Here is a 22899-nt window from a genome sequence, read left to right as displayed (position 1 = left end):
CGGGCGGACTCAGGCGTGTTGGCCCTTGTGGGCGTCCGGATTGCCTTCCTGCAGGCGTGCCAGCTGCCCCTCGCGGTAGGAGAGATCCACGCGGACGGGGCGCACGTGGTCCAGCCTCCGCCAGCCCAGGTGGGGCAGCACCTGGCCCAGGTCCTTGCCCTGGAACTCGGACCCCGTGCAGGGAATGGGCTTGGGGTCCAGCAGGTCGGGCAGGAGCAGCACGAAGTTCTCCCGGCGGTCGCTGGACAGCTCCATGATCTGCGTGTCCATGTAGATGGCGTCCTTGGGACAGGCCTCCACGCAGAAGCCGCAGAAGCAGCAGCGGTCCAGGTCGATGCGGAACTCGGCCGGGGCCTTCTCCTCGGGGCTGCCGTCGTGCTCCATGGGCGTGATCGAAATGCAGAAGTCGGGGCAGGCCGTCTCGCAGAGCATGCAGGCCGTGCACTTGGGCCGTCCGTCCTCGTGCACCTTGATGCGGTGCTTGCTGCGCAGGACGCGGGGCAGGGGGCGCATCACCTCCGGGTACTGGAGGGTGTAGGCGCCCGGTTGGCCTGAGCGGATGCCCACCGCATAAAGGAAGTGGCGCCACATGTTGACGAAGAAGTGGCGGCTGGTGACCCACAGGCCGGCCAGCACGGCCGGGTAGTAGAGCGCGGTGATGAAAGTCGCCTGCCGGTCGACGCGGACGAAGCGCGCCATGGATTCTCCCTTCTACCTCAGCATGACGATGGCGGTGATGACGATGTTGAGCAGCGCCAGGGGCAGCATCTCACGCCAGCCCAGGCGCAGCAGGTGGTCGAAGCGGAAGCGGGGCAGGGTCCAGCGGATGAGCAGCTGGAGCCAGCAGAAGAAGACCACCTTGAGCAGGAAGCCCGCCACGCGGAGGATCGTCACGAGAACGGGGGGCAGGTCCAAGGTGGCCAGGTTGCCGAAGACAAAGCCCGTGTCGGCCAGCCAGGGCAGCTGCCAGCCTCCGAAGAAGAGCGTGGAGATGAGCGCCGCGAGAACGACGATCTCGATGAACTCGCCCAGGAGGAAGAGGGTGAACTTGGCCCCCGAGTATTCCAGGTTGTAACCGATGATCTCGCTCTCGCCCTCCGGGATGTCGAAGGGCACGCGCTTCGTCTCGGCGATGGCGGCGGGCAGGAAGAGCAGGAAGGCAAGGGGCTGGGTGAGCACGCCCCACTTGGGAATCCAACCGAACCAGTGCTCGCCCTGGGCGGCCACGATGACGGGCAGGCGCACGCTGCCCGTCACCAGCACCACGCCGACGATGGCCAGGCCCAGCACCACCTCGTAGCTGATCATCTGGCTGATGCCGCGCATGGCGCCCAGCTGGGTGTACTTGTTGTTGGAGGCCCAGCCCGCCAGGACCACGCTGTAGATCCCCATGGAGCCGAAGGCCAGAATGTAGAGCAGGCCCACGTTGAGGTCCGCCACCTGGAGGGCGATCTCGCGTCCGCCGATCACCACGGGCGGCCCGAAGGGAATGACGGCGAAGGTGACCATGGCGGCGAAGAGGCCGACGAAGGGCGCGATGTTGAAGAGGAAGCGGTTGGCGAAGGGGGGCACCCAGTCCTCCTTGGAGAAGGACTTGATCCCGTCGGCCAGGATGTTGAAGAGGCCCCACAGGCGCAGGCCAAGGATGTCGGCGCGGTTGGCGCCGAGGCGGTCCTGCATGACGGCGCTTTGCTTGCGCTCCACCCAGGTGAGCACGGCCGCCAGCGGGATGATGACCACCAGCAGCAGCACGACCACTTTGGCCAGGGCCAGCAGGATCTCGATCAGCATGGCACTCCCTGACTTGCGCGCCGCCTAGCGCGGGGCGGCTTCCTTGGACACGCGGGAACTGGCGGCGGGCGGCGCCCCGGCACCGTAGCCGGGCAGCTCGGTCTCCAGCCGGCGGGCGACCGCCTCCCGGGTGGCCTGGACGGGCTTGCGTCCCAGGCGCTGGCCCAGGTCCAGCAGGAGCTCCACCTCGTCGCGGGCCTCGCCGGCCGGCGGGAAGGCGGCCTGCAGGCGCTGGACCCGCCCCTGGAAGTTGACGAAGGTGCCGGTCTGCTCGGCATGGACAGCCGCCGGCAACTGCAGGGCGGCGAGGGCGCCCCAGTCCTGCTCGTGGGTCCCGATCACGATCAGCAACCGCAGTTTCGACAGCAGCTCGCGGCCATCCGCCAGCAGGGCCGGCAGAGCCCAATGGAAGCAGACCAGGCCCTTGACGCGGTCGGCCCGGATCTCCTCGGCCAGGCCACCGTCGGGGAAGGCGCCGCGCTTCAGCTTGAGCAGCTCGCAGCCCAGGCGGTTGGGATGGAGGTCGGCCTTCATGAGCAGGTCGTCCTCCTCGCCGCGGGGGTCCTCGGCCAGCTGGAAATCAGCCCGCGGGACCTTGAGCTGGTCCAGGAAGAGCGAGCGGGCCGCCAGCAGGGCCTCGCAGGTCATGTCGGGGCTGAAGAGGACGGCCACCTGCTCAGGATGGCGGCGCACCATGTCGTCCAGTCGGCGGGCCGCCTCGCCCAGCGCGTCGTTCCAGTCGGTGGCCGAGACCTGCCCGCCCCGGGCGACCAGGGGTTGCCGCAGGCGGCCCTGGTCGATCCCGCTGAAACCATAGCGGCCACGGTCGCAGAGCCACCACTGGTTGACCTCCTCGTTGTAGCGCGGCTTGAGGCGGATGACGCGCCGCCCGTTCTCCGTGTTCTTGTAGTCGCGCTTCAGATCGTATTGGATCTCGATGTTGCAGCCGCGGCTGCAACCTGGACAGATGCTGTCCGCCTTCCTCATGAACCAGACACGGCGCTGGAAGCGGAAGCTGCGGTCGGTGAGGGCGCCCACCGGACAGATGTCCACCACATTGCCCGAGTAGGCGTTGTCCAAGCGTTTGCCCTCGGCCAGGTGCAGGGTGCTGTGCGCGCCGCGCTCCTCGATGCCCAGCTCGTGCGTGCCGGTCACCTCCTGGCAGAAGCGCACGCAGCGGGTGCAGAGCACGCAGCGCTCGGAGTCCAGCATGACGTGAGGGCCGATCTCCTGGCGCTTGGGCTTGTGGATGGCCTCGGTCAGCCGGCGGCTGCCGGTGTCCACCGCCCCCCAGTCCATGTAATAGTCCTGCAGCTTGCACTCGCCGGCGCAATCGCAGTAGGGGCAATCGATGGGATGGTTGAGCAGGAGAAATTCCATCACGCCCAGGCGGGCATCGCGCACCTCTTCGCTCTCGGTGCGGACGACCATGCCCTCCATGGCCGGTTCCACGCAGGAGACGGCCACGCGCGAGCGGCCGCCCATTTCGATCTCGACCATGCACATGCGGCAGTTGCCGGCGACGGAGAGGCCGGGGTGGTAGCAGAAGTGGGGCACCACCACGCCGGCCTGCTTGCAGGCCTCGATCACGCGCGTGCCGGTCGGCACCTCCACCGGACGGCCGTCGACGATCAGTCTCGGCATCCGCTCACTCCTTATGCAAGCGTTGTGTCTGCCCCGGGCGGCATGATCCGCTCGACCAGGCGGAAAGCCCTTCCGCGCTCAGGCCCGGCTTCCCTTCACCGCCACCACCATTCGCCCAAGCCCGATCCGACCTGGCGATCGAGTTCCCCGCCGACATCCTAGCGATCGAGTTCCCCGCCGATCATGTTGATCGAGCCGAAAATGGGCACCACGTCGGCGATGGTGTGCCCGATGATCATCTCCCGCAGGGCCTGGGTCAGCCCGAAGCAGGGCGGCCGGCAGCGCACCTTCCAGGGCTGCTCCTCCCCCATCGAGATGAGGTAGAAGCCCAGCTCCCCGTTGCCGCCCTCCACGGCGTGGTAGACGGCGCCGGGCGGCGGCGCGATCATGTGGCCCCACATGTGGTGCTTGAAATGGTTCATGAGCGGCTCGATGCGCGTGTAGACCTTCTCCTTGGGCGGCAGCGTGTAACGGCCGTCCTCCACACTGACGGGACCGCTGGCGGGCAGCCGCTCGAGGCACTGCTCGACGATGCGCAGGCTCTGCTCCATCTCGTGCATGCGGACCAGGTAGCGGTCGTAGACGTCGCCATTCACGCCCACCGGCACCTCGAAATCCAGCCGGTCGTAGTACAGGTAGGGGTGCTGGACACGCACGTCGTACTCGATGCCGGCGGCGCGCGCCACCGGCCCGGTGAAGCCGTAGCTCAGACAACCGGCGCGGTCCAGCACGCCGATGCCCTTGGTCCGGTCGATGAAAATGCGGTTGTCCGTCATCAACTTGTGGATCTCGCGGTTGACGTCCCGCAGGTCCGGCAGGATGGCGCGGATCTCCGCGACCATGCCCTCGTAGGGCTCGTAGGCCAGTCCGCCGATGCGCGTGTAGCTGGTGGTGACGCGGGCGCCGCAGATCTTCTCCAGCACCTCCCAGATCAGCTCGCGCCCCTTCATCAGGTAAAGGAAGGCGGTGAAGGCCCCCAGTTCCATGTGATGCGCGGCGATGCAGGTCTGGTGGTCGCACACGCGCATCAGCTCGCTGGTCAGCATGCGCATCCACTGGCCGCGCTCCGGCACCTCGAGGCCGAGCAGCTTCTCCACGGCCATGTGGTAGCCCACGTCGTTGATGATGGGCGAGACGTAGTTGAGCCGATCCACGTAGACCACCGCCTGGTTCCAGGGATGGTTCTCGCACATCTTCTCGAAGCCGCGGTGCAGGTAGCCGATCTCCACCTCGCAGTCGACGATCTCCTCCCCCTGCACCTGCACCTTGAGGCGGACGATGCCGTGGGTGGTGGGATGGCTGGGTCCCATGTTGAGCGTCATCTCGGCGGGCAGGGGTCCCGGCGCGGCGGGCACGCCACGAAGCTCAGGCATGGGCGTCCTCCGTGGCCCCGTGGCCCGGGCTGCCCGGCCCGATCAGCGGCTGGCGGGCCTTCATCTTGTAGTCCTTGCGCAGGGGATGGCCCTTGAACTGGTCGTAGAGCAGCAGGCGGCGCAGGTCGGGGTGGCCGGCGAAGCGGATGCCGTAGAGATCCCAGGCCTCCCGTTCGAACCAGTCGGCGGCCTTCCACAATCCGGTCAGGCTGGGCAGTTCGGGCTGATCCCCGGCCAGGGGAATGCGGACGCGCAGGCGCCGGTTGCCCTGCAGGCTGTAGAAGTGGCAGACCACCTCGAAGCGGGGCTCGCGGCGACCCAGATAGTCCACGCCGCAGAGGTCCATGAGGTATTCGAAGCCCAGCTCATCGCGCAGGGCGCGGGCCAGGGCCGGCAGGATCTCGCGGCGGATGGCCAGCTCGCGCTCGCCCAAGGCGTCGGACTCCTCCAGGATGGACTCCCCGAAGCGGCGGCGCAGCTCCTCGCCCAGTTCCGGCCCCGCCCAGCTCCCCGTGGCGCTGAAAGCTCCCGCCCGCGGCGTGTCGCTCATCTCAGACCTCGTGCTTCTGGTGCTGGATCTTGGCCTGCAGCTTGACCAGCCCGTCCAGGACGATCTCCGGATGCGGTGGGCAACCCGGGATGTAGATGTCGACGGGAATGACCAGATCGATGCCCTGCAGCACGGCGTAGTTGTTGTAGGGTCCGCCCGAGATGGTGCAGGCGCCGAAGGCGATCACCCACTTGGGTTCGCACATCTGGTCGTAGACCTGCTTGAGCACGGGGGCCATCTTCTGGTTGATGGTGCCCACCACCAGGAGCACGTCGCTTTGGCGCGGGCTGAAGCGGGGCAGGCCGGCCCCGAAGCGGTCCAGGTCGTAGCGGCTGCAGGCGGCGGACATGTACTCCATGCCGCAGCAGGCCGTGACGAAGAGGTAGTTGAAGATCGAGTACTTGCGGCCCCAGCCCAGCACCTTGTCCAGCTTGGTGGTGACGAAGGGCTCGGACAAACCCATGCCCCGCTGGACGGGACTCAACTCCATGCCACGACTCCTTTCCGAAGCACGTAGAAGAGGCCGATGCCCAGAGCCCCCACGAACACGAGGATCTCGACCAGGCCGAAGAGGCCCAGCTCCGCGTAGCTGACGGCCCAGGGGAAGAGGAAAATGACCTCGATGTCGAACACGACGAAGAGGATGGCCACCACGTAGAAGCGCAGCCGCAGGCCTCCCTCGCGGGGGCTGCCCACCGGTGTCATGCCGCATTCGAAGGGCTGCAGCTTGGTGGCGTTGAATCGCTTGGGCCCCAGGTAGGTGGCGGCCAGGTACATGATCGCCACCAGGACCAGGGCCACGGAGAAGAGCACGGCCAGGGCCACAACGTTGGGATTCAGAGCGGTCATTGGACCTCGCCTCGTCTGAACTCAGCCGGCCTTCGCTCGCCGCGGATCAGGCTCCGCAGGCGGGTGTTCAACGATTGGCACGGCCCACAGGCGAATATAGGGATTCAGCCGGGAAGGCAGCTGCTGCGAACTGTCTCCCGCGGCGGCAAGGAATGGTCCAGCGGGCTGCCCGGCGTGGTCAGGCCATGAGAAAGCCCGCCATTGCGACGGGCTTCCACATCATGTCTGGTTTCGGCCGGGGCTACCAGCGACGCCCGCCGCCCCCGCCCCGGCGGCCGCCGTCATCCCCGCCCGGACGGGGTTGCGATTCGTTGACCTTCAAGACACGACCCATGAAGTCCAGTCCATTGGTCTGCTCGATGGCCTTGGCGCCCGCCGCGCCGTCCGGCATCTCCACGAAGCCGAACCCCCGGCTGCGCCCCGTTTCCCGATCCATCACCACCCGCGCCGCGCCAACCTCGCCGTACTGCTCGAAAAGCTGGCGCAGATCGTCATCCTGCGTGGAGTACGAAAGATTGCCCACGTAGAGGTTCATGCCTGCTTCCCCTGCTTGTGTCATGCGCTCCGCCACCGATTCTTCAGCCATGACACCAGATGAAGCTCGGCCTGGATCCCTGAAGACCCACGGCGAAAATGCCATCCTTTCGCCGATCAATCAACCGGATCGCCCTTGGTGGCCGGTCCGGCGGAGGCCGAACGGTTCCAGCCGTTCATGGCCCGGCGGATGCCTTCGCCCAGCCAGGCCCGCACGCCGGCCTCCGCCCGTTCCAGCATGGCGTCCACCTCCTCATGGAGGGCCGCGGGGATGGGGGCCAGGACAAAGCTTTTGAGCTGGGCGGCGGGCACCGGATGGAGTGGCCGGAAGCCCAGGCGCAGCCGGTGCAGCTGCGGCCCCAGGTGGAGCACCACGTGGCTCATGCCGTTGTGGTTGCCCCCGCTGCCGCTTTCACGGAAGCGGATCTCGCCCAGGGGCAGGTCGATGTCGTCGAACACGACCAGGACATCGGCCTCATCGACCTTGTAGAAATGGCAGGCCTCGGCCAGGGCCTGGCCGGAGAGGTTCATGAAGGTGGTGGGCTTGACGAGCAGGGTGTCCCGCCCCTCAAGCTGGAGGCGCGCTTCCAGGAAAGAGCCGCGCCCGCTGCGGAAACTGGCCGCCGGAGCGGCCAGCCGATCGAGCAGCATGAAGCCCAGGTTGTGCCACGTCCGGCGGTAGCGCTCCCCGGGATTGCCCAGCCCGCAGACGATCTTCACCTCAGGCTCCAGCGCGGATTACTTGGGCCGCGCCTTGGTGATCTGGACCACGGCCACGTGGTCGGGATTGAGCAGGCGGATCTTCTCGCTGCCCAGATCCTTGACCAGCAGGTTGCGCCCCGCCTCCAGGTTGGTGATGTCGATGTCGAAGAAGCTGGGCAGGTCCGCCACGGCGCAATTCACCTTGACGCGGCCCAGCAGCCGGCGCACCTGGCCACCCTGCTTGACGCCGATGGGGTTGCCGTTCAGGCGGACGGGCAGCTCGGTGGTCACCTTCTGGTCCGGCTGGACGACCATGAAGTCCACATGCACCACCTGCTCGTTGACCGGATGGCGCTGGATGTCGCGCACCAGGCAGGGCAGGACCTGGCCCTCGGCCTTGAGATCCACCAGGCGGGCGTTGCGGGTCAGGATCATCTCCAGATCGTGGGCCGGCACCGCCAGGTGGCGGGTCTCCTGGTTGTGGCCGTAGACAACGACCGGCACCAGTTTCTGGCGGCGCGTCTGGCGGGCGCCGCCTTTGCCCAGGCGCTCGCGGTTGAGGGCTTCAAGGGTTTCAGCACCCATGGATCGATCTCCCGAATTTGTTGATGTGCCAACTCAGCCGAACAAGGTCGCGATGGACCGTTCGTCATGGATCATGCGCACGGCCTCGGCGAATATGGGCGCCACGCTCAGCACGCGCAGCCGCTCGACCCCCATGTCCTCCCGGAAGGGGATGGTGTCCGTGACGATCAATTCCCGCATGGGCGCGGCGTTGAGGCGCTCCACGGCCTGCCCCGAGAGCAGGGCGTGCGTGCAGGCGCAAGTGACGCTGAGGGCGCCCAGGTCCATGGCCACCCGCACACTCTGGGTCATCGTGCCGGCGGTGTCCGCCATGTCGTCCACGATGATCACGTTGCGGTTCCGCACGTCGCCGATCAGGTTCATCACCTCCGCCACATTGGCGGCGGGGCGGCGCTTGTCGACAATGGCCAGGTCGGCGTCCAGGCGCTTGGCATAGGCCCGCGCCATCTTGACGGAGCCGATGTCGGGCGCCAGCACGGTGGGATTCTCCAGCTGCAGCGACTCCAGGTAGGGCAACAAGACCGCCCGCCCATAGAGGTGGTCGAAGGGGATGTTGAAGAAGCCCTGGATCTGCTCCGCATGCAGGTCCATGGTCAAGACCCGGTCCGCTCCGGCGCTGGTCAGCAGGTCCGCCACCAGCTTGGCGGCGATGGAGACGCGGGGCTGGTCCTTGCGGTCCTGCCGCGCGTAGCCGAAGTAGGGGATGACGCAGGTGATGCGGCGGGCGCTGGCCCGCTTGGCGGCGTCCAGCATCAGCAGCAGCTGCATCAGATTGTCGGCTGGCGCCAGGGTGGACTGCACCAGGAAGACGTCCGTGCCGCGGATGTTCTCCTGGTACTTGACGTAGAGTTCGCCATCGGCGAAGCGGCGCAGGTCCACGTCGCCCAGCGGGATGTGAAGTCCTTCGGCGATGCGGGCCGCCAGACGACGGCTGATCTCGCCGGCAAAAATGCGCAGATCCGTCACGCGGGGAATCCTCGTCTGCACGATCGAGCAGGCCGTCCCCTCGGGCGGCCATCGGGTGCTGCTGCGCGGCGGTTCAGCGTAAGGAGTCGCTCTCCTCCTCCGCCCGGCCCTCCGCCGGTGCTTGACCAGTCCTCAGCCGATCGTAGGCTGCCAGGACCTCGTCCTCGATCTCCTGCCGGAACTCGTTGGTGATGGGGTGGGCGATGTCGCGGTGGCTTCCATCCTCCAGGCGGCGGCTGGGCATGCAGACAAACAGGCCGCGCTGGCCCTCGATCACCTTCAAGCCCCGGATGACGAAGACGTCATCAAAGGTGATGTTGACGAAGGCCTTGAGCCGTTCCTCATTCCGGAGGTTCACATTGACTTCGGTGATTCTCATGGCGTCCCTTTCCGCCTTCCTCCCGGGCGAAGGCTGCACCCCGCGGCCGGGTCAGCTGGACGACCGGATGGCGGGAGCGGAGTTGCTGTGTCACACGCGAAGCCGACTGAGCGCTGTCAAAGAGGCCGTAGACGGCGGATCCGCTTCCGGACATGGCCGCATGGCGGGCCCCGGCATCCAGCAGTGTCTGCTTGAGCTCCCCCAGGACGGGATGCTCGGCGAACACGACCGGCTCGAAATCATTGCCGGGCCACGAAGCGGGATCTACCTGCCCGTTCACGAATCCGCTGAAGCCCTGGAAGCTAGCGTAGCGACCCTGCTTTGTCAACGAATCGGACAGGCGGGCATAGGCCCATGTCGTCGGAACATGGAGGCCCGGCCATACCAGAACCACGTCATCGGAGAAAAAGGGCGCGATGGGCGTGATGATCTCCCCGCGACCCGTGACGTGCGCCCAGTCAGGCTGCAGAAAGAAAGGAACATCGCTTCCCAGGGTCAAGGAAAGACTGGCCAGCACAAAATCCGGCAGGGCGGGCGGAAAAAGCCGCCCCAACAGCCGCAGACAGGCCGCGGCGTCACTGCTGCCGCCGCCCAGGCCGGCCCCGGCCGGGATCCTTTTCACCAGCTCCAGCTCCACCGGCCGGCTCCACCCGTCGTGGCCCGCCTCCCGCGCCGCCCCGCGCCAGACGGCAAGGGCCCGCCGCACCAGGTTGCCCTCGTTGGTGGGGAGGGAGGGATCCGAACAGGTGAAGAGATCCGCGCGCGCAGGCCGGCCGCGGAGCAGGTCGTGCCATTCCAGCGGCACGAAGACGGATTCCAACTCATGGAAGCCGTCGGGCCGGCGTCCGAGGATGCGCAGGCCAAGGTTCAACTTGGCGGGAGCCTCAGCGGTCAACCAGGGAGACTCGATGGGCATGACGCACTCTCAACTAAGCTGCTTGCCTCTTACGAGGATCTTTCACGAGGATCTTTCCAGAGATGTGTTAAATGGATTATCAAAAATCATTGAACTATGATTAATATCTACGTCTCATTAAATACTCTTTCAATGATCATCATACAATGGCTTTCTTCTTGCGCCGCTGCTTGGAGGAACGACGGGCACCCCGCTTCTGATCACCATAATAATAATACCTGTTGTAATAATGGTAGTAATAATAGTAACTACCATAAACTCGTTTCAAGTCATAATCATTCAACACCGCCCCCAGCACCCAGCATTCGCTGTGCTCCAGGCGTGACATGGCCTCGGTCAGTTCCCGGCGATGGCTGGCATTGCTGCGCACAACCAGGATGACGGTGTCCACCAGCCGCGTCAGGATGGTCGGATCGGTGACGGGGACGACGGGCGGCGTGTCGATGATGATGAAATCGTACTCGCGGCGGGCCCATGCCACCACATCCGCCATGGCCTGGCTGGCCAGCAGTTCGGCGGGATTGGGGGGAATGGGGCCGGCGCTGAGCACATAGAGGTTCTCGATGTCCGTGTCCGAGACGGTCGCCGCCGCGGTCTGGCTGCCCGAGAGCAGTCCGGAGAGGCCCACATTGCGCTCCAGGCCGAAATTCTTGTGGGCGGTGGGACGGCGCATGTCCGCGTCGATCACCAGGGTGCGCCGGCCAGTCTGGGCCAGGGTGACGGCCAGGTTGGCGCTGGTCAGGCTCTTGCCCTCCTGCGTGGTGCTGGAGGTGACAATCACGGCCGGCGCCAGGCCGCTGCCCGGCTGCGGTCCCCGCCGCTCCTGCTCCAGGCGCATGAGCAGGGCCGTGCGCAGGGCGCGGTAGGCTTCGCTGATGGGCGACTTGGGACTGAAGTGGGTGATCAGCTTGCGCTTGATCTTCCATACATCCTCTTCCCGCATGGCCTGCCCGCTCTTCACGCGCAAGGCCCGCTCCAGGCGGCGCACATTGATGGTGGGCACGGCCCCCAGCAGTTGCAGGCCGGACTTGCGCAGATCCTCCGGCGTGACGATGCGGGTGTCGAAAAGATGGTAGATGAAGGAGGCGCCCACCCCCAGCAGCAGCCCCAGCAGAAGTCCCAGCGCCAGGTTGAGCCGCTTGTTGGGGCGCACGGCCTGCGCCGGCACCTCCGCCGTGTCCAGCAGGCGCACATTGCCGATCATGCCCGCCGCCACCGCCTGGTTCTCCTGGTACTTCTCCATGAGCAGGCGGTAGAGCTTCTCGTTGATCTCCACGTCGCGGGTGAAGCGCACGTACTCGCGGCCGGCCTCCGGCAACTGGCGCAGGCGGGCCTCGAACTCGGCCACGACCCGCGACTGGGCCTCGCGGGCGGCGCGCAGGGCACGGCCCTCCACGTCCAGATCAATGATCCGCTCGAAGATCCGCTGCATGGTGCCCAGCGGATCGGCGCTGCGCATCTCGCTGGCGGACAGCTTGTTGGTCTCCTCCTTGAGGGAGGATTTGACCTTGCGCAGCTCATCCTCCAGCCGTTGGACGTAGCTCTCCCACCCCGGCTCGGCCTTGGCCCGCACGTTGGCGATCTGGGTCTGTTTGTCGGCGATCTCCTTGGACAGCCTCTCGATCGTGCCGGTGGAGAGGTTCTCCACATCATCGACCAGGCTGCTCTGGCCCTGGCTGTAATTCCGGCGCAGGTTCTCCAGGCTGACCTCGTTGGACTGCAGCTCGAGGTTGATGCGGCTGAGTTCAGTCTGGGCGTTGGCGCTCTGCTGGATGATGGTGGCCGTCTCCACGTCGAGGGCGGCCAGGCGGGAGCCCTCCTTGAAGGTCGTCAGCGTCATCTCCGCGCCTTGCAGGCGGAGGGTGACCTGGTCCAGCTGCTCCTTGAGGAAGCTGGCCAGTTCCGTGTACTCCGCCCGGCTGAACTCCTGGTTCTGGCGGTAGAAGCGCTCGGCCACCTGGTTGGCCAGGTAGGCGGCCTCGAAGCCCGAAGGCGCCTCGACGCTGATGGACAGCACGTTGGAGTTCTGCACCTGGCGGACAACCAGCCGGCTGAGCAGCCAGGAGACGGCCTCCTCCTCGGAAAAGCCCTTGGGCCGGTCGGGATGGCCCAGCACGGCCAGGCGGTCGGCGTAGGCGCCGTCGCGCACAGTGGTCACCACGTCCTTGGCCAGCCGCCGGCTCTCCAGGATGCGCAGTTGGTCCACCACGCTGTAGGAGGCGACGGAACCCTTCCCGTCCAGCGAGAGACCGGCCTCCCACGGGCTGTTGGTCACGACCATGGCCGTGGCCGTGGCGCGGAAGACGAAGGTCATTTGCGAATTGATGAGGAGGGCCAGGGCCAGCCCCGCCGCCATGGCCGCCAGGACGAACCAGCGCCCGGCGTAGATGACGCGGTAGATCTCGCCCGGATCCAGTTGGAAGGAGTCCTGCTCCATTTGGCCGTGGTCCGTCCGCTCGCGGGAGTTGGTCACGCCCTATCCTCCTTCCACTTCATCACGTCGCCGAAGCGCAGCCCCAGGAGGGGGAGCGCCACCAGGCCCATCAGGGTGAGCAGCAGCCAGGTGATTAGATGGTTGCCCAGCGCGTAACTCATGGCCTCCTCCGTGCCGGCGCCGATCAGCGACATGGCCAGGGCCGTGAAGTACTGCACCGTGCCGAAGGCGCCCGGCGCCGCCGGGATCATGTAGCCCAGGCTGACGAAGACCAGCAACAGCAAAAGGGAGGCCATTGGCGCCTGCTGGAGCAGGACCAGATCATCAGCCATGCCGTAGGCGTGGATCATGCATGCCAGCGATCCAAGATAGCACGCCAGCATGAAGGCCGTCTGGCCCAGTAGCAGCAGCGCCTCCCAGGGGGAGCGCAGGATCTCCAGGCCGGCGGCGAAGGAAACAGCCAGGCGGTGCAGGCGCGCGGCCGCCGGGGCGGGGAGGAGGCGGTCCAGCACGCGTTCGCCCATGTCCAGGAAGCCCTTGCGCCAGATCACGAGCGAGAGCAGGAGGGCGAGGCCCGCTCCCGCGGCCAGACCCAGCAGGGGAGCCAGAGCCCGGAAGCGGGCGAGCACGTCCAGGGCTTCGCCGTTGGCCGAGGCCTCGGCGGCCGCCACCAGGGAACCTTGCAGGAGCAGCATGGCCAGCAGCGCCGCCAGGGCGCCAATGACATCCAGCAGGCGCTCCAGGACGACGGTGGCCATCGCCCCGGGCAAGGGGATTGCGCTGCGCCCGGCCAGGGCCCCGGCCCGCAGCACCTCCCCCAGGCGCATGGGCAGCAGGTTGTTGGCCAGGTAGCCCAGATTGGTCAGGTGGAACATGCGCGTCAGGGGAACGCGGTCAAGTGGGCCGGCGATCACCCGCCAACGCCAGGCGCGCACCACCAGCGAGAGGAGCAGGCAGCCCGCCGCCCCGGCAAAGGGCAGGCCGCGCAGGTCGATGAGCAGGCGCCACACCTCCGGCCAATCCACCCGGCTGGTGAAAAAGGCCTCCCGCCAGGCCGCCTGGCCGGCCAGCCAGGCGGCCGGCGCGGGGTTGAAGGCGAAGAGGTAGAGGAAGAAGAGGGAGATGCCGAGGGACAGGGCGCTACCGCGTCGCATCGGGGTCCCCGCTGCGCAGGTCCACCACTTCCATGCCCCCGGGCAGCTTGAAGACCAGCTGCTCCCGGCGGGGGCCGCGGTCCGGCCAGGATTCGCGTCGCTGGACAAGGAAGCGCACGCGGGCGTCGGCGAAATCCGTGAAGGAGATCTCCCGCGGCCACCACTGGCCCTTCTCCCGCGTCATGATCAGGGTCACGTCGCGGAGGAACTCGGATCCGCTGCGCGGCTGCAGGCGGATGATGCGGCGCTCCGCCCCCTGGGAGCGGATGCCGGTGGGACGGAAGCGCTCCTCGACCAGAATGAGCATCTGATGGGGCAGCAGGACGTCCTCGCTCTGGCCCACCCGCTCCATCAGCACCTGGGAACCGCCGTCCTCCCAGCGCCAGAGGTCGCGGCCGTCGCTGAGCAGGTGCAGGCCCTCCATGTCCACGCGGAAGGCTCCGTCGGGACAGGCCAGCAGGCGTCCACCGCTGCGCAGCGTGTCGCCGCCCGCCCCGGGCAGCACCTGCTGCTCGAAGAAGATCTCCCACAGGCCACGGCCCTCGAACTGCCGGCGCGCCTGCCGCAGCAGATTCTCCGCCTCGCCGGCCCGGGCGGCCGGCGCCAGCAGCAGGATGATCAGGAGAAATGCTCTCATGTGCCGCGATGCTCCTCGATCCAGCTCAGGTCCACCAGGACCTGGCGCGCCTTGGAACCGTCGAAGGGCCCCACCACGCCGGCCAGCTCCAGTTCGTCGATGAGGCGGCTGGCCCGGCTGTGCCCGATGCGCAGCCGGCGTTGCAGGACGGAGACGGATCCCTGCTGGGAAAGGATGACCTGCTCGGCCGCCTCCCAGAACAGCTCGTCCCGCGCCGCCGGTTCCGCCACCTGTCCCCGCGCCCCTTCGCTTTCGACGGCGACGGGCAGGCGGAACTTGGGGAAATCCCGGCTCTGCTTGCGGATGTGATCGAGCAGGGCGCGGATCTCCTTGCCCGTGATCAGACTGTTGTGCATGCGGACGGGTTCGGGGCTGCCCGAGGCCAGGTAGAGCATGTCCCCCCGCCCCAGCAACTGATCGGCGCCCATGCAATCAATGATCGTCTTGCTGTCCACCTTCTGGCGGACGGCGAAGGCGATGCGGGCGGGAAAGTTGGCCTTGATCAGGCCGGTGAGGACGTCCACGCTGGGACGCTGGGTGGCCACCACCAGGTGGATGCCCACCGCCCGCGCCTTCTGGGCCAGCCGGGCGATGGAGATCTCGATCTCCTTGCCCGCCGTCATCATCAGATCGGCCAGTTCGTCGATGATGACCACCAGGTAGACCATCTTCTCCGGCAGCTGGTCCTGGCGGCCGGGCAGGGTCAGATCCCCCGCCTCGAGGCGGCGTCCCACCTCCCCCGCCGCCAGCGCCTCGTTGAACTCCTGGATGGAGCGGTAACCGGTCTGGCTCAGGTAGCGGTAGCGCCGGTCCATCTCCAACTCGAGGGAGGCTAGCACGCGCACGGCTTCCTGGGGATCGGTCACCACGTCGCCCTCCTGGCCGTCCATCCCTGCGATGAAGTGGTCGGCGATGCGGCGGTAGTCGGACAGCTCGATCATCTTGGGATCCACCATGACGAACTGCACCTCGGTGGGCAGGGCGCGCAGGAGGATGCTGCAGATGATGCCGTTCACGCAGACGCTCTTTCCCGAGCCGGTCTGCCCCGCCACCAGCACGTGGGGCATGGCGCGCAGGTCGGCCACCGCCGCCTCGCCGCTCGAGGTCTTCCCCAGCACGACGGTGAGCGGGCTGGCGGCGCGCGTGAACTTCTCCGTGTTGACGATGGACTTCATGAAGACCGTGTTGCGCACGCGGTTGGGCAGCTCGATGCCGACGGCGCCCTTGCCGGGCACGGGCGCGATGATGCGGATGCGCTCGGCCTTCAGCTTCATGGCCAGGTCATCGGCCAGGGCGACGATGCGGCTGACCTTGACGCCGGCCGCCGGCTCCAGGTCGTAGCGGGTGATGACCGGACCGGGGTGGACGTGGACGACCCGGGCTTCCACGTTGAAGTCGCGCAGACAGGCGATGAGCGCCTCCGAGTTGGCGCGCAGGTCCTCCTCCGTGACATGGTACTCGTCGGCGGGGGGGTCGGCCAGCAGGTCGACCGGGGGTGGCTTGTAGCGGAACTCGGCGCGGCGGTGGTCGGCCCGGAAACGCTGCTCCTCCTCCACCACCTCCTGGGTGATCTCGAACTCCCCGGCGGACGGCTCCTCCTCGGTCCGGCTTTCGTCCCTGGCCTTGATGGGAGAAAGGGGCGGCACGAAGTCGGGCGGGGCGGAACGGGGCGGCGGATCGTCCTGCTGGAGGCGGGTGGGGGCGGGCGGATCCTCCGCCGGCCGGGGCCTGGCCGATCGGCGCGCGGCGGCCTCGGCCCGGGCACGTCGTCGCTCGCGCCAGGCGGCCAGCAGACGGGGTCCCAGGCCGCCGGTGAGAGCCAGCGCCCTCTCCAGTGCGGGGGCGGGATTCCAGCGGAAGACGACGGCCAGCACGAGGAGATCGAAGGTGAGAAGGCTGATGAAGAGCCCCACGGCGCCCGTCCACTCCACCATCTGCCTGATGAGGGCATAAAGCCAGACTCCGCTCACCCAGCCGCCGCCGGCGTCCACGCTGTGCAGACCGCTCACCTGGGCCACCGCGCCGTGGCTGAGCGCCCCGGCCATGGCCAACAGGAAGAGGCGCAGGCCGCGCTTGAGGACTGGTCCCCAAACGCCGCCGCCGACCATGTTCCAGGCCACCAGCGCCAGGATGACAGGCAACGCCAGCGACCAGATGCGGCCCAGTCCGAAATCGATCAGCAGATGGGAGGTCCACCATCCGGCATGGGAGAGCAGGTGCTGGGCCGCCTCGCCGGCACCCAGGTCGCGCCGGGCGAACAGGAGGGAGACCAGCAGAAGCAGGCTTAGCCCCAACAGAGCCAGGCCGGCCAGGGTCCTCTTGCGCGGGGAGTTCTTGGCGCCGCGCGGCATCAGGTGCTTTCCCGCCGTTTCCGGCCCGTCCCGCCGCCGGTCGGTCCCGCCGGGGCGGTCGGATCGCGCAGGGTGATCTGCTCCCCGGCCTGGATGGGCAGGATGTCGAAGGCGTCGCGCCGGGCGCAGAGTTCCAGGTCGGCGGCGAAGCCGGCCTCGGCCAGGGCCCGCCCGTGGGCGGCCTCCGCCAGGCAGGCGGGCAGATCCCCGCCCCACTGCGCCGCCAGGACCAGTCCCACGCGGGCGGCGTCGCTAAGCTGCATGGGTTCCCCCCTGCGGAGATCCTGGATGCGCTGGACCAGCAGGCCGGCGCAGACGGCATCCTCCAGGCAAAAGCGGCCGTGATGGCCGGCGCAGACGATGGTGGCCCGCCCGCCGCCCCCCGCCAGCCATCGGGCGGCCCGCTCCAGATTGACGAAAGCGGCGACGGCCACGGCGCGCAGATGGCGCAGCCGCGCCAGGGCGGCCGTGCCGTTGCTGGTCAGCATGACCAGGTTGGCGCCGCGCAAACGGGGGTCGTCATACTCGCCCGGACTGTTGCCCAGATCGAAGCCGGCGATGCGGCGCGAGTCCCGCTCGCCGCCCAGCAGCAGGCTGGCGCGACCGAGGGTCTCGATCCGCTGGGTGGCCTCCCCCAGGTCGGCGACGGGGATGATCCGCTGGCAGCCCGCCGCCATGGCGTGGCAAATGGACGTGGTGGAGCGCAGGACATCGATCAACACGACGGCCCCGTCGCGCAGGTTGGTGCCCGACCCCACCGCGTCCTCCTCCCGCGGTGGCGTGAAATGCAGGTCCAGGATCACCGGCAAGGCACTTCCGGCTGCACGAAAGGGGTGGGCACCACCAGCGCCACGACGCGGCGAGCCCCCATCTCCACCTCGAACTCGAGGCCGATCCGGTCATGGGGCAGGTCCAGGTAGGCCATGCCGATCGCCTTTCCCAGAACCGGGCTGTGCCCGCCCGAGCTGACCGTCCCGATACGCTGACCGTCCAGCCAGCAGGCCTGGCCATGGCGGGCGATGCCGCGCCCCGTCACCTCGAAACCCATCAGGCGGCGGCGCAGACCCTCCGCCTTCTGCCGGCGGAGGACCTCCAGGCCCAGGAAGGGCCGGCCCTTCTTCAGCTTGGTGATCCAGCCCAGATCCGCCTCCAGCGTGCTGGTCGTGTCGTCGATGTCGTTGCCATACAAGGCATACTTCATCTCCAGGCGCAGGCTGTCGCGGGCCCCCAGGCCGATGGGGCCCATCCCGCGCTCCTGCAGGGCCGGAAAGAGGACGTCCCACAGGGCGGCGGCCTTGTCGTTCTCCACGTACAGCTCGAAGCCGCGCTCGCCCGTGTAGCCGGTGCGGGCGACGATGAGCGGAATGCCGCGCAGGCTGCCCGGGCGGAACCAGTAATAGGGCATCTCCGCCAGATCCTCGTCGGCCAGCTCGAGGACGAGCTGGTAGGCGGCGCGGCCCTGCAGGGCAAGCAGGCTGTAGTCGTCGGAGCGGTCGGTCAGGTGGACGTCCTCCCCCGCGTGGCCCTGCAACCAGGCCCAGTCCTTGTGCCGGTTGGACGCGTTGACGACCAGCATGAAGCGGGTATCGTCCATCCGGTGGACCAGCAGATCGTCCACGATGCCGCCCTCCGGCGTCATGAAGGCCGAGTACTGGACCTGGCCGTGGGCCAGGGCGGCCACGTTGTTGACGGTGACCAGGTCAAGGAAGGCCTCCGCCTGCGGCCCCTCGACGAAGAACTCGCCCATGTGCGAAACATCGAAGACGCCGCCCAGGCGGCGCACGAGGAGGTGCTCCTCGATCATGGATCCGTATTGGATGGGCATGCGGTAGCCGGCGAAATCGACCATTTTGGCGCCGCAGGCCAAGTGGCGGTCATTGAGAGCGGTGGGTCTGGCGCTCATGTATCGGCCTCATGAATAGAGTGGATCGCGTGCGGACAATGTAGCCAACCAGTGCGAGTCCGGCGGAAGGGAGCGCGGGGGCTGGCGCCGGCGCCATGCCATATTGCGGCCATGGCGAAGCGGCAGACAGGTCCATCAGGCAAGATCATCCGGGTCGCGGGCGCGGCCCTGGCGCTGCTTGCCCTGTTGCTGGCGCCGCAGGGAGGCACACCCGCCGCCACTCGTCTGGATGAATCCCTCCGCCAGCTGGACAGCCTGGCCGCCGCCCAGGAGCGCGAGCGGACGCGCCTGGGCGATCTGGCCCGCCGGGAGGAGGGCGGAGTCAAACGCCTTGACCAGCTTGAGGAACAGGAGCGGGCACGGTGGCGGCTCTGCCGTTCACTCGAAGGGGAGCTGGAGCTGCTGCGAAGCAGCGAGACGCTGCAGCTGGCGGAATTGGCCGCCGGGACCCGGCGCCTGGACAGCCTGGATGTGGAGCGCGTCCGGCTGGAAACGGAGACGGCCCGCCTGCGGAGCGAGACGGCCGCCCTCGCCCGTCGCCTGTTTCCATTGCGTCGGCTGGACGTGGTGGGGCTCTGGCTGCAGTCCCGCAACCGGGAGGAGGCCACCCGCAGCATGCGTCGTCTGCCCTGGCTGGCCCGGGGCCTGCAGGAGAGCCTGGCGCGACTGTCCGCGACCCGCAGCGCGGTGGCCGGACTGGTCGACCGCGAGGGAGCGGAGCGGGAACGGCGCCAGGGACTGCTGGCCCAGCTGGAGCGCGACCAGCGCCGCGCCGGGAGAGCCCGGACGGAGGCCGACCGCGAACTGGCCCGCCTTGCCGGGGAGCGCGAGGAGCAGGATCGCCTGCTGCGCAGCCTGCGCGAGGACCGCGAGTTGGCGGCCCGCCAGGCTGATCGACTGCGCCACGCGGGCGAGGAGGTGGCCCGCCAGCTGGCGGACCTGCAGCGCCGCTGGGACGAGCGGGCCAGCCGGCGCGAGCAGGAGGAGCGGCGCCAGACCACCATCAGCGGACGCTTGGCTGGATCCGTCCTTGAGGTGGAACCGGTGGTGGTGCCCGAGCGGCCCCCTTCAGCCCTGCCGCGTCTCGATCGGGCGCCCACGGGAGGCCTCGCCGCCCGCCGCGGCCGCCTGCCATTACCGGTCAAGGGCTGGGTGGCGCGCCCCTTCGGCGAGCGCCAGGATCCGCTCCTTGGCACCGTCCTGGACAATCCGGGGGTGGACTTCGCCTGCGCGCCGGGCAGTCCGGTGCAGGCCGTGCATGCCGGCCGGGTGGAGAAGCTGACCTGGGTGGCCGGCTTCGGCGAGACCGTCCTCCTCGCCCATGGCGAGGATTGCTGGACGGTCTACGCCAAACTGGGGGAAGTGGCCGTGCGCGAGGGCCAGACCGTGGCGGCCGGGGAGATCCTGGGCCGGGCCGGTCGTTTCGAGGCGCCCGGGCAGGGTTCCCTTCACTTCGAGCTGTGGCAGGATCGCCAAGCGCGCGATCCCCGCCAATGGCTGGCCCCCTGAGCGGAGCCGGCCTCCCCGGACCATTCGCTACCTTTCCGCCTTCGATTCCGGGCATGGGGATGGAAATGCCAGACTACGACAGCCTGGTCGGCCAGGAGCTGCCGGCCCGCATCCTGCGGCGCGCCGTCCGGCGCGGGCAAGTGGCCCATGCCCTGCTCATCCATGGCGAGCGCGGGCTTGGGATGGAGCTGGCCGCCTGGGTCCTGGCCCGGGTCCTGCTCTGCCGCGCGGGGGGGGAGGATCCCTGCGAGGCCTGCCCCGCCTGTGCCAAGACGCGGGAGATGGACCACCCCGACCTGGAGTTCGTGCTGCCCATGCCCTCGCTCAGCGCCGGCGCGGCGGCCGCCGGCGAGGGCGGCGATTCCGGAGGCGGCGCGGCAGAGGCGGTGGACGCCGTGGTGCGGGAGACCGCCGACCGCCAGGTCGAGGCGCTGCGCGATTGGCGCGAGCGGCCCTTCCTGCCGCCACGGGTGGACAAGGCCCGCCAGATCCAGGTGGCCCAGGTGCGGCTCCTCAAGAAGTGGGCCGGCATGCGGAGCTTTGAGGGTGGACGGCGGGTCGCCATCATCATCGAGGCCGAGCGGCTGGGCGTCCAGGCGCAGAACGCGCTGCTGAAGCTGCTGGAGGAACCGCCCGACGACCTGGTCATCATTCTTTGCAGCCGGCAGCCGGAGGCCCTCCTGCCCACCATCCTCAGCCGCTGCCAAAGCCTGGCCCTGCGCCCCGTGCCCAGCGAGCAGCTGGCCTCCTGGGTCTCGGCGCAGGGTTTGGACCGCCAGGCCGGCATGGCCGCCCGCGAGCTGGCCCAGCTGGCCGGCGGCAACCCCGGCCAAGCCCTGCAACTGGCCGAAGAGGCGGCGGGCCGGGCAGCGGATCCCGTCTGGCGGCCGGAGGGCTTCATCCGTGATCTCCTGGCCCGGGACAGCGACGCCCTCTACCATCGCATCATGGCCATGGACGAGTCGCGCGACCGCGAGCGGATCAAGGCCCTGGTCGAGGACCTGCAGATCTGGCTGCTGGACGCCGAACTGGTCCGCCTGCTGGGCAAGGAGGCGGGGGACCGGGTGGTCCAGGCCCGCCAGCTCGAGAACCTGGAGCTCTTCTCGGCCCGCTGGCGCTTCCCCCGCCTGGACCAGGTCCTGGAGACGCTGGCCGAGGCGGCGCGGCGCCTGGACCGCAACGTCAACATCTTCGTTCTGCTCGTCACGCTGGCGCAGTCCATGCGCCGGGCGGCGGAACCGATTCCACGAAAGCAACCGGCATGAACTATTTCGAGATCCAGTTCAAGGGCAACCGCCGCGCCTCCTTCACCAACCCCATGGGCTTCCCGGTCAAGCTGGGCGACCATGTCATCGTCAACGCCGAGAAGGGGGAGGATCTGGGCCGCGTGGTCCAGATCAGCGGGGAGGACCGCATCTCCCAGGAGGGCGAGCGGGACGAGGTGCGCACCATCGTGCGCAAGGCCAATCCCCACGACTTCCAACGCAAGCGGCGCAACCTGCAGCGGGAGAACCGCGCCGAGGAGGTCTGCCGCCGCTTCGTGCTGGAACACCGCCTGCCCATGAAGGTGATCAACGTCGAGTTCCAGCTGGACGGCAAGAAGGTGACCTTCTTCTTCACGGCGGAGGGACGGGTCGACTTCCGCACCCTGGTGCGGGACCTGGCCGGGGAGTTGCGCACGCGCATCGAGCTGCGCCAGATCGGCGCCCGCGACGAGGCGCGCAAGTTCGGCGGCTTCGGTCCCTGCGGCCAGCGCCAGTGCTGCAGCGGTTGGCTCTCCCGCTTTGATCCTGTCACCACCTCCATGGCCAAGGAGCAGAACCTGCCCCTCAACCCGGTCAAGCTCTCCGGCAACTGCGGGCGGCTCAAGTGCTGCCTGCGTTACGAGCTGGACTTCTACCGGGCCGAGCTGAAGCGCTACCCGCCGCTGGAGCGGGCGGTGGAGACCCTGCGCGGCGCCGCCTTCATCGAGAAGATCGACATCTTCAACGAGGAGGTGCTCATCCGCTACGTGAGCGGGGACCTGGAATCCGTCACGCGGCAGGAGCTGGAGCGCCTGATGAGCTTCGATCCGGCCGAGAACCACTGCGAGGGCGCCTGTGGCCGTGAGGGCCTGGGGCCGGACCACGAGCGTCCCGCCGTGCCCGGTGTCCTCGTCGCCAGCGCCCATCCTCCGGCGGAATCGCCCGGGACCGCGCCCGATGGGCCGGAGGCTGATGCCATCGCCGACGGACCGGAGGAAGAGGATGGGTTGGTGGACGCGTCCTCCGCGGCGCCCTCGGACGAGACCGGGTCGAATGCGGCCGGGGCGGAGGGCCAGCGCCGTCGGCGCGGGCGGCGCGGCGGGCGGCGCAATCGGAGGCCCGGGGAGGGCGGAAGTCCGGCATCACAGGGGTGATGGTCCGCCGGATCGGGTGGATCGCCCCACCCGCCATCGGGATCACTATCGCTATCGGTATCGGTATCGATATCGATATCGATGCCGCTGGTCTGTCCGCGCGGGCGGCGCGGCGGGCGGCGCAACCGGAGGCCCGGGGAGGGCGGAAGTCCGGCATCACAGGGGTATGGTCCGCCGGATCGGGTGGATCGCCCAACCCGCCATCGGGATAGCTATCGGGATCG

22 protein-coding genes are annotated in these 22899 nt (G+C 68.4%); 3 read left to right on the top strand and 19 right to left on the bottom strand.

Features of this window, described 5'->3' with window-relative positions; all coding sequences use genetic code 11:
• Positions 1 to 9 precede the first annotated feature (9 nt).
• The 19 genes from Q8O14_06360 to gcvT all read right to left on the bottom strand — a co-directional run bounded on the left by Q8O14_06360 (position 10) and on the right by gcvT (position 18768).
• The gene (locus Q8O14_06360; GenBank protein MDP2360360.1) at positions 10 to 699 is read right to left on the bottom strand and encodes a 4Fe-4S binding protein; all 690 of its coding nucleotides are present in this window, start codon (positions 697 to 699) and stop codon (positions 10 to 12) included.
• A gap of 12 nt (positions 700 to 711) precedes the next feature.
• Positions 712 to 1791, bottom strand: a complete 1080-nt coding sequence (locus Q8O14_06355; GenBank protein ID MDP2360359.1) for an NADH-quinone oxidoreductase subunit H — start codon at positions 1789 to 1791, stop codon at positions 712 to 714.
• Between the two features lie 24 nt (positions 1792 to 1815).
• The gene (locus Q8O14_06350; GenBank protein ID MDP2360358.1) at positions 1816 to 3435 is read right to left on the bottom strand and encodes a 2Fe-2S iron-sulfur cluster-binding protein; all 1620 of its coding nucleotides are present in this window, start codon (positions 3433 to 3435) and stop codon (positions 1816 to 1818) included.
• 158 nt (positions 3436 to 3593) lie between these two features.
• On the bottom strand, positions 3594 to 4808 hold the full coding sequence (locus Q8O14_06345; GenBank protein ID MDP2360357.1) for an NADH-quinone oxidoreductase subunit D: 1215 nt from the start codon (positions 4806 to 4808) through the stop codon (positions 3594 to 3596).
• Positions 4801 to 5358, bottom strand: coding sequence for an NADH-quinone oxidoreductase subunit C (locus tag Q8O14_06340; protein MDP2360356.1), 558 nt, complete (start codon positions 5356 to 5358; stop codon positions 4801 to 4803). Before Q8O14_06340 ends, Q8O14_06345 begins: the two co-directional genes overlap by 8 nt.
• Position 5359: 1 nt before the next feature.
• Positions 5360 to 5821, bottom strand: a complete 462-nt coding sequence (gene nuoB, locus Q8O14_06335) for an NADH-quinone oxidoreductase subunit NuoB (GenBank protein ID MDP2360355.1) — start codon at positions 5819 to 5821, stop codon at positions 5360 to 5362.
• A 17-nt stretch (positions 5822 to 5838) separates the two neighbouring features.
• A complete protein-coding gene (locus Q8O14_06330) occupies positions 5839 to 6207 on the bottom strand; it encodes an NADH-quinone oxidoreductase subunit A (protein MDP2360354.1) in 369 nt (122 codons plus the stop codon).
• A gap of 241 nt (positions 6208 to 6448) precedes the next feature.
• Positions 6449 to 6742: an RNA-binding protein gene (locus Q8O14_06325; GenBank protein ID MDP2360353.1), complete on the bottom strand. Its 294-nt coding sequence runs from the start codon at positions 6740 to 6742 to the stop codon at positions 6449 to 6451.
• Between the two features lie 116 nt (positions 6743 to 6858).
• Positions 6859 to 7461 (bottom strand): aminoacyl-tRNA hydrolase, encoded by a 603-nt coding sequence (gene pth / locus Q8O14_06320; GenBank protein ID MDP2360352.1) that lies wholly within the window; start codon positions 7459 to 7461, stop codon positions 6859 to 6861.
• A gap of 18 nt (positions 7462 to 7479) precedes the next feature.
• Positions 7480 to 8028: a 50S ribosomal protein L25 gene (locus Q8O14_06315; GenBank protein MDP2360351.1), complete on the bottom strand. Its 549-nt coding sequence runs from the start codon at positions 8026 to 8028 to the stop codon at positions 7480 to 7482.
• A gap of 33 nt (positions 8029 to 8061) precedes the next feature.
• Positions 8062 to 8994 carry a ribose-phosphate pyrophosphokinase gene (locus Q8O14_06310; protein ID MDP2360350.1) on the bottom strand — a complete coding sequence of 311 codons (933 nt, stop codon included), beginning with the start codon at positions 8992 to 8994 and terminating at the stop codon, positions 8062 to 8064.
• Positions 8995 to 9067: 73 nt separating this feature from the next.
• On the bottom strand, positions 9068 to 9373 hold the full coding sequence (gene spoVG, locus Q8O14_06305; GenBank protein MDP2360349.1) for a septation regulator SpoVG: 306 nt from the start codon (positions 9371 to 9373) through the stop codon (positions 9068 to 9070).
• Positions 9336 to 10289: a 4-(cytidine 5'-diphospho)-2-C-methyl-D-erythritol kinase gene (gene ispE / locus Q8O14_06300; protein MDP2360348.1), complete on the bottom strand. Its 954-nt coding sequence runs from the start codon at positions 10287 to 10289 to the stop codon at positions 9336 to 9338. The genes spoVG and ispE overlap by 38 nt, the downstream gene beginning before the upstream one ends.
• Positions 10290 to 10428: 139 nt before the next feature.
• Complete coding sequence (locus Q8O14_06295; protein MDP2360347.1) at positions 10429 to 12762, bottom strand: polysaccharide biosynthesis tyrosine autokinase; 2334 nt, start codon at positions 12760 to 12762, stop codon at positions 10429 to 10431.
• Positions 12759 to 13877 (bottom strand): lysylphosphatidylglycerol synthase transmembrane domain-containing protein, encoded by a 1119-nt coding sequence (locus Q8O14_06290; protein ID MDP2360346.1) that lies wholly within the window; start codon positions 13875 to 13877, stop codon positions 12759 to 12761. The genes Q8O14_06295 and Q8O14_06290 overlap by 4 nt, the downstream gene beginning before the upstream one ends.
• The gene (locus Q8O14_06285; protein MDP2360345.1) at positions 13864 to 14514 is read right to left on the bottom strand and encodes an outer membrane lipoprotein carrier protein LolA; all 651 of its coding nucleotides are present in this window, start codon (positions 14512 to 14514) and stop codon (positions 13864 to 13866) included. Before Q8O14_06285 ends, Q8O14_06290 begins: the two co-directional genes overlap by 14 nt.
• Entirely contained in the window at positions 14511 to 16865 is a 2355-nt protein-coding gene (locus Q8O14_06280) for a DNA translocase FtsK (GenBank protein MDP2360344.1), read from the bottom strand. Before Q8O14_06280 ends, Q8O14_06285 begins: the two co-directional genes overlap by 4 nt.
• Positions 16865 to 17668, bottom strand: a complete 804-nt coding sequence (locus tag Q8O14_06275; GenBank protein ID MDP2360343.1) for a 2-phosphosulfolactate phosphatase — start codon at positions 17666 to 17668, stop codon at positions 16865 to 16867. The genes Q8O14_06280 and Q8O14_06275 overlap by 1 nt, the downstream gene beginning before the upstream one ends.
• Entirely contained in the window at positions 17665 to 18768 is a 1104-nt protein-coding gene (gcvT, locus tag Q8O14_06270) for a glycine cleavage system aminomethyltransferase GcvT (GenBank protein MDP2360342.1), read from the bottom strand. The genes Q8O14_06275 and gcvT overlap by 4 nt, the downstream gene beginning before the upstream one ends.
• 111 nt (positions 18769 to 18879) lie before the next feature.
• Here gcvT and Q8O14_06265 point away from each other — a divergent pair, with 111 nt between their 5' ends.
• From Q8O14_06265 to ricT, 3 genes are all read left to right on the top strand, one after another.
• Positions 18880 to 20277, top strand: a complete 1398-nt coding sequence (locus tag Q8O14_06265; protein MDP2360341.1) for a peptidoglycan DD-metalloendopeptidase family protein — start codon at positions 18880 to 18882, stop codon at positions 20275 to 20277.
• 65 nt (positions 20278 to 20342) lie between these two features.
• On the top strand, positions 20343 to 21542 hold the full coding sequence (locus tag Q8O14_06260; protein ID MDP2360340.1) for a hypothetical protein: 1200 nt from the start codon (positions 20343 to 20345) through the stop codon (positions 21540 to 21542).
• Positions 21539 to 22675, top strand: a complete 1137-nt coding sequence (ricT, locus tag Q8O14_06255; protein MDP2360339.1) for a regulatory iron-sulfur-containing complex subunit RicT — start codon at positions 21539 to 21541, stop codon at positions 22673 to 22675. The genes Q8O14_06260 and ricT overlap by 4 nt, the downstream gene beginning before the upstream one ends.
• Positions 22676 to 22899: the final 224 nt, after the last annotated feature.

This window comes from bacterium (genome assembly GCA_030685015.1).
Classification (GTDB): domain Bacteria; phylum CAIWAD01; class CAIWAD01; order CAIWAD01; family CAIWAD01; genus CAIWAD01.
The sequence above is the reverse complement of the archived record's forward strand: the minus strand, read 5'-3'. Positions and strand labels throughout refer to the sequence as shown.